This is a genomic window from Actinoplanes sp. NPDC048791 (assembly GCF_040650095.1).
Classification (GTDB): domain Bacteria; phylum Actinomycetota; class Actinomycetes; order Mycobacteriales; family Micromonosporaceae; genus Actinoplanes.
In genome coordinates, this window is record NZ_JBEZGQ010000574.1 from 1 (window position 1) to 5,467 (window position 5,467).

Sequence of the window (5,467 nt, forward strand, 5' to 3'; positions counted from 1 at the left end):
TGACGGGCTGGCCGAGGGGCTGGGCGACTCGCTCTCCTCCGGCTCCTCCCGCTCGCCCTTGACCTCGCTGCGTGAGCTCGTCTTCTTCTTCCTGCCGACGCTGTTCAACTTCGTCTACGCCTTCACCGACTGGTCCGGTTTCAAGGCCGCGATCAACCCGGTCGGCCTGGCCAACTTCACCGAGCTGGCGTCCAACGGCAGCCTGTTCCGCGCCCTGCGGATCACCCTGCTGTACGCCGTCCTGGTCGCGATCTTCCAGAACGTCTTCGGCTTCGCGCTGGCCGTCCTGCTGGAACGCGACACCCGGCTGAACCGGATCGCCCGGGTCTTCCTGCTCATCCCCGTGCTGATGTCCGCACTGGCGGTCGGCTACATCTTCCAGGCGCTGCTCAAGCCGCAGGGCAGCCTGAACCAGCTCATCGGCGGCGTGCTGGGGCATCCGTTCGACTACGCCTGGCTCGGCGACACCACCTGGACCATCGTGGTCGTCTCGGTCATCCACGGCTGGAAGTGGATGGGCCTGTCGATGCTCATCTACCTGGCCGGGCTCAAGACGATCCCGGAGGACGTCATCGAGGCCGCCCGGATCGACGGCGCGTCGCGCTGGTACGCCTTCTGGCGGGTCCGGGCGCCGCTGCTGGCCCCGGCGGTCACCTTCAACGTGGCCACCGCGCTGCTCGGCTCGATGAACGGCTTCGACATCGTGCAGGCGACCACCGGCGGCGGACCGGCGCGGACCACCGAGATCCTCAACATCTTCATCTTCCGGACCTTCGGCCAGGGCCTGTTCGCCCAGGCCACCACGATGAGCCTGATGCTGTTCCTGCTGGTGGCCCTGCTCGCGTTCCCCGTCATTTATCTGCTGCGCAAACGGGAGGAGATCCTGTGACCGGCCTCAGCGACGCGGCGCTCTGGCGCCGGCTGCAACCGGTGGTGACGACCGTGCTGGTGGTGGCCGTGATCGGCGTGCCGCTCTGGCTGGTGGTGATGACCGCCGGCAAGAGCCAGGGCGAGGCGCTGAACCCGGACCTCTCCCCGCCCGGCCACTGGCAGCTGCTGGCCAACGTCCGGCAGGTGTGGGTGGACGGCGACGTGCCCGCGGCCTTGCTGGGCAGCCTGCTCGTCGTCGTGCCGACGGTCGCCGGGGTGCTGACGTTCGGGTCGATGGCGGCGTGGGTACTGGCCCGGCGCGCCACCCGCCTCAACGCCGTGCTGTACGCGATCGGCATCAGCGGCATCGTGCTCCCGCCGGCGGTCGTCACGGTGGTGCTGCTGCTGCGCCAGCTCGGCCTGGCCGGCACCGCGGTCGGGATGATCGGCGTCTACCTCGGCATCTACCTGTCCACGGTGATCTTCTTCGTCACCGGCTTCGTCCGCACGATCCCGCCCGCGCTGGAGGAGGCGGCGCAACTGGACGGGGCCGGCCCGGTGCTGGTCTTCCGCCGCATCGTGCTGCCGATGCTGCGCCCGGTGCTGGCCACCGCCACGATCCTGGTCTGCCTGTACGTCTGGAACGACGTCTTCTACGCCTTCTTCGTGGTCGGCGGGCGCCTGGACACCCTGCCCCTGAACCTGTTCCGGGTGGCGAGCGCGGGGCTCTACCTGAACAACTGGCACCTCATCTTCACGTACGTGATCCTGATGAGCCTGCCGCTCGTGGTGGTCTTCGCCGTCGCCCAGCGCCGGATCATCTCCGGCATCACCAGCGGCGCGGTGAAGTGAGCCCCGGCGCCCGTCGGCACCCCGGTCAGGGCTTGAGGACGATCTTCTCGCAGTTGTCCTGCTTGTTCTTGAAGATGTCGAAGCCGTGCTCCGCCTCTTCGAGCGGCAGGGTGTGGGTGATGATCCGGGTCGGATCGAGCTCGCCGCGCTCGATGCGCTGCAGCAGCGGCTTCATGTAGCGCTGGACGTGGCACTGCCCGGTGCGCAGGGTCAGTGACCGGTTCATCCAGGCGCCCGCGGGGAACTTGTCCAGCAGGCCGCCGTACACGCCGATCACCGAGACCACGCCGCCGCTGCGGCACGACAGGATCGCCTGGCGCAGTGCGTGCGGTCGCTCGGTCTCCGAGCGCACGGCCTGCTTGACCCGGTCGTACGCGGCGATGTGGGCACTGCCGTGGGTGGCCTCCAGGCCGACCGCGTCGATGCACTTGTCCGGTCCCCGCCCGCCTGTCAGTTCCAGCAGCGTCGACCGCACGTCGACCTCGTCGAAGTTCACCGGCACGTGCCCGGCCTGTTCGGCCATCTGCAGCCGGTACGGCTCCTTGTCGATCGCGATGACCTTCGCGGCGCCGAGGACCCGGGCACTGTCCATGGCGAACTGCCCGACCGGGCCGGCGCCCCACACCGCCACCACGTCGGAGGGCTGGATGTCACACATCTCGGCACCCATGTAGCCGGTGGGCAGGATGTCGGACAGGAACAGCACCTGCTCGTCGCTCAGGTCCGACTCGATCCGCAGCGGGCCGACGTCGGCGAACGGCACCCGCGCGTACTGGGCCTGACCGCCCGCGAAGCCGCCGGTCAGATGCGAGTAGCCGAAGATCCCAGCGACCGGGTGGCCGAACATCTTCTCCGCGATCCCGGCGTTGGGATTGGTGTTCTCGCAGCACGAGTACAACTCGGCGGCGCACGCAGCGCACGCCCCGCAGGCGATCGGGAACGGCACCACGACCCGGTCCCCGACCCGCAGACGGTCACCGTCGACGCCCGAGCCGACCTCGACCACCTCACCCATGAACTCGTGGCCCAGCACGTCGCCGTCCTGCATCGTCGGCACATAGCCGTCGACCAGGTGCAGGTCCGAGCCGCAGATCGCGGTGGAGGTGATCCGGACGATGGCGTCGCGCTGGTTCAGGATCTTCGGGTCCGGCACGTCGCGGACCTCGACCTTGTTCCGGCCCGCCCAGGTGTTCGCCCTCATGCCTCTGCTCCCTTCTCGAGCTCGGCGTCCGACAAGGGCTGCGCCGGACGCTGCGGGAATTCCTTGCGGGCGCGCTTGCCCCACGGGGCGCCGTCGGAGCGGACCACCTCGCCGGTCTCCAGCACCTGCTTGAGCCGGCGCAGGTCGTCGTCGAGCTGCTGGTGCGGTTCCTCGCCGAAGTACTTCGCGACCGCTTTGCCGATCGCGCCGCCCGGGATGTCGTAGATCAGCACGACGTGGACCTCGGTGCTCACCCCGTCCGGGGCGGGCACGAACCGGACCGTGCCGGCGTTGGGCACGTCGGCGTGGCCGGTCGAGCGCCACGCGATCTTCTCGCCCGGGGCCTCGTCGGTGATCTCCGCGTCCCACTCGACATCCGTGCCGAACGGGGCAGCGGCGGACCAGTGACTCGTCCGCTCACCGGTGGCGCGGACCTGTTCGAGATGCGCCATGAAGGTGGGGAGATTCTCCAGGTCGCGCCAGAACTCGTACACCTGCGACGCGGGTTTGCGGATGGTTGTCGTGGCCGTCAGTTCCATGGATCCTCCTTCGCTTATCTCAGCCGGGCTACCCGCCCAAAATCCGCCTAAACCGCCTACCGGCCGACCGGATGCGGACCGGGGCATGAAGCGCCCGAATTGAGGAATGCTGGTGCGGAGAGCCCGGTGGACGGTGAGGAGAATTGATGACCCACAGTGAACAGCGCCCGGAAATTGTCGTCGGTCTGGTGGCCACTCCGCCCGACCACCCGGCCCGGGTCGCCGGGCAGCTCACCACGGAGCTGGCCGACCGGCTCGCCGAGCGGGTGGACGCCGACGTGCGCTGGACCGTCCGGGAGGGCTGGGGTGAGGTCGCGCCGCGCCGCGACGGCGGCGCTGAGGCGCTGCTCGACGATCTTGCCCGCCGGCGTACCGACGACGGCTGGGACGTCGCGGTCTGCCTGACCGACCTGCCGCTGCACTCCGACCGGCAGCCGCTGGTGGCGCAGGCCTCGGCTCAGCGCCGGGTCGCGGTGGTGTCGCTGCCCGCGCTGGGACTGCGCCAGCTGACCGCCGTCCGCACGGCCGTTCCTGAGCTCGTCGGCCGGTTGCTCGCCGACGGTTCCGACCGGCGGGTTCCGCGGGCGGGCCGGGAACCGGCCGGGCCGGCGGACCGGATCGCCGCCGTTCATCGGGTGGTCGGCGACGGCGACGGCGGAGACCTGCGCTACGTCGCCTCGCGGCTGACCGGCCGGGTGCGGCTGCTGACCGGTATGGTCCGCGCCAACCGCCCGGGGCGCGCTCTGCTGGGCCTGTCCAAGCTGCTGGTCGGCGCCTTCGGCACGGCCGCGATCGCGCTCACCACCTCCACCATCTGGCAGATGGGCGACGCCCTCGGCGGACTCCGGCTCACGGTCGTCATGCTGCTCGGGCTGACCGCGCTGGTGGCCTGGCTGATCGTCGCGCACGACCTGTGGGAGAAGCCGGACCGGGAGACACCGGCCGAGCTGGCCCGGATATTCAACCTCGGCACCGTCCTCACCCTGGCCCTGGCCACGACGGTGTCCTACGTCGTGCTGTTCATCGGAACGGTGCTCGCCGCGGCCCTGCTGATCGACACCTCCGTGCTGGAACAGACTCTGCAACGGCCGGCCCGCGTCGTGGACTACCTGACCCTCGCCTGGATCATCAGCTCCCTGGCCACCGTCGGCGGAGCGATCGGCTCCGGGCTGGAGGACGAGGAGACGGTCCGGGCCGCCGCCTACGGCTACCATCCCGAGCCCGGCGGCTGGCACGACGACAAAGATCGCTCCGACCGCCACGATTGAGTGATCCACAGCACTAAAGTTTCCGGTTTGGAAAACTTGCTGGTTCGGAAAAAAGACGTAGCGTCAAGGTCATGACGGACGAGCTCGGGCTGCGCGAGCGCAAGAAGCTGGCGACCCGCCGGGCTCTCTGCGACGCCGCGCTCAAGCTGGCCCTCGACGAGGGGGTCGCGACCCTCACCCCCGAGCGGATCGCCGAGGAAGTGCACGTCTCCCCGCGGACGTTCCGCAACTACTTCTCCAGCAAGGAGGAGGCGATCGTCGCCGGGCTGCGGGACCGGGCCCACGAGGTCGCCGACAATCTGCGCAGGCGGCCCGCCGACGAGTCCATCTGGGATTCGTTGCGGGCCGTGCTGCTGCCGTCGGTCGAGACCGGGATGCCCGGGCACGACCTGATGAACCTGCTCGGGCTCATCCGCTGCCACCACGCACTGCTGGCCGAGCACCTCACCGGCTTCGAGGACCTCAGCCGGCGGATGGCCGAGGTCATCGCCGAGCGCACCGGCACGGACGTGCAGCGCGATGTCTACCCGCGGCTGCTGGCCGACGCGTCGGGCATCGCGCTCAAGACCAGCCTGGGCCTGTGGGCCACCGGCACCACCGGGCGCAGCCTCGCCGACATCTTCGGCGAGGCCCTCGACCTGCTCAGCCGGGGCCTGCCGATCCCGGCCCCGGCGCACTCCGCGGATACCGGCCCGCCGCTCGGCTGAGCCTTCCCCCGCTCCACACCCCGCCCTCCG

At 70.0% G+C, this 5,467-nt stretch carries 6 protein-coding genes; 4 read left to right on the forward strand and 2 right to left on the reverse strand.

What is annotated here, in order from left to right; all coding sequences use genetic code 11:
• Both AB0C29_RS31385 and AB0C29_RS31390 read left to right on the forward strand, forming a co-directional pair.
• Window positions 1-889: sugar ABC transporter permease (locus AB0C29_RS31385; RefSeq protein WP_360827750.1), on the forward strand; the 889-nt coding region annotated here is incomplete at its 5' end.
• Complete coding sequence (locus tag AB0C29_RS31390; RefSeq protein ID WP_360827753.1) at window positions 886-1,722, forward strand: carbohydrate ABC transporter permease; 837 nt, start codon at window positions 886-888, stop codon at window positions 1,720-1,722. The genes AB0C29_RS31385 and AB0C29_RS31390, both read left to right, overlap by 4 nt.
• A gap of 25 nt (window positions 1,723-1,747) precedes the next feature.
• Here the strand turns inward: AB0C29_RS31390 and AB0C29_RS31395 are convergent, their stop codons facing one another.
• Window positions 1,748-2,923, reverse strand: coding sequence for a zinc-dependent alcohol dehydrogenase (locus tag AB0C29_RS31395; RefSeq protein WP_360827756.1), 1,176 nt, complete (start codon window positions 2,921-2,923; stop codon window positions 1,748-1,750).
• Window positions 2,920-3,462, reverse strand: a complete 543-nt coding sequence (locus tag AB0C29_RS31400; RefSeq protein WP_360827759.1) for an SRPBCC family protein — start codon at window positions 3,460-3,462, stop codon at window positions 2,920-2,922. The genes AB0C29_RS31395 and AB0C29_RS31400 overlap by 4 nt, the downstream gene beginning before the upstream one ends.
• 146 nt (window positions 3,463-3,608) lie before the next feature.
• Between AB0C29_RS31400 and AB0C29_RS31405 the strand changes: the two genes are divergently transcribed.
• Window positions 3,609-4,730, forward strand: coding sequence for a hypothetical protein (locus tag AB0C29_RS31405; protein WP_360827762.1), 1,122 nt, complete (start codon window positions 3,609-3,611; stop codon window positions 4,728-4,730).
• A gap of 71 nt (window positions 4,731-4,801) precedes the next feature.
• The gene (locus tag AB0C29_RS31410; RefSeq protein WP_360827765.1) at window positions 4,802-5,437 is read left to right on the forward strand and encodes a TetR/AcrR family transcriptional regulator; all 636 of its coding nucleotides are present in this window, start codon (window positions 4,802-4,804) and stop codon (window positions 5,435-5,437) included.
• Window positions 5,438-5,467: the final 30 nt, after the last annotated feature.

Coding starts and splice junctions, on each gene's coding strand:
- AB0C29_RS31395 (WP_360827756.1), bottom strand. CDS start 2,923: ATGAGGGCGAACACCTGGGCGGGCCGGAACAAGGTCGAGGTCCGCGAC.
- AB0C29_RS31400 (WP_360827759.1), bottom strand. CDS start 3,462: ATGGAACTGACGGCCACGACAACCATCCGCAAACCCGCGTCGCAGGTG.
- AB0C29_RS31405 (WP_360827762.1), top strand. CDS start 3,609: ATGACCCACAGTGAACAGCGCCCGGAAATTGTCGTCGGTCTGGTGGCC.
- AB0C29_RS31410 (WP_360827765.1), top strand. CDS start 4,802: ATGACGGACGAGCTCGGGCTGCGCGAGCGCAAGAAGCTGGCGACCCGC.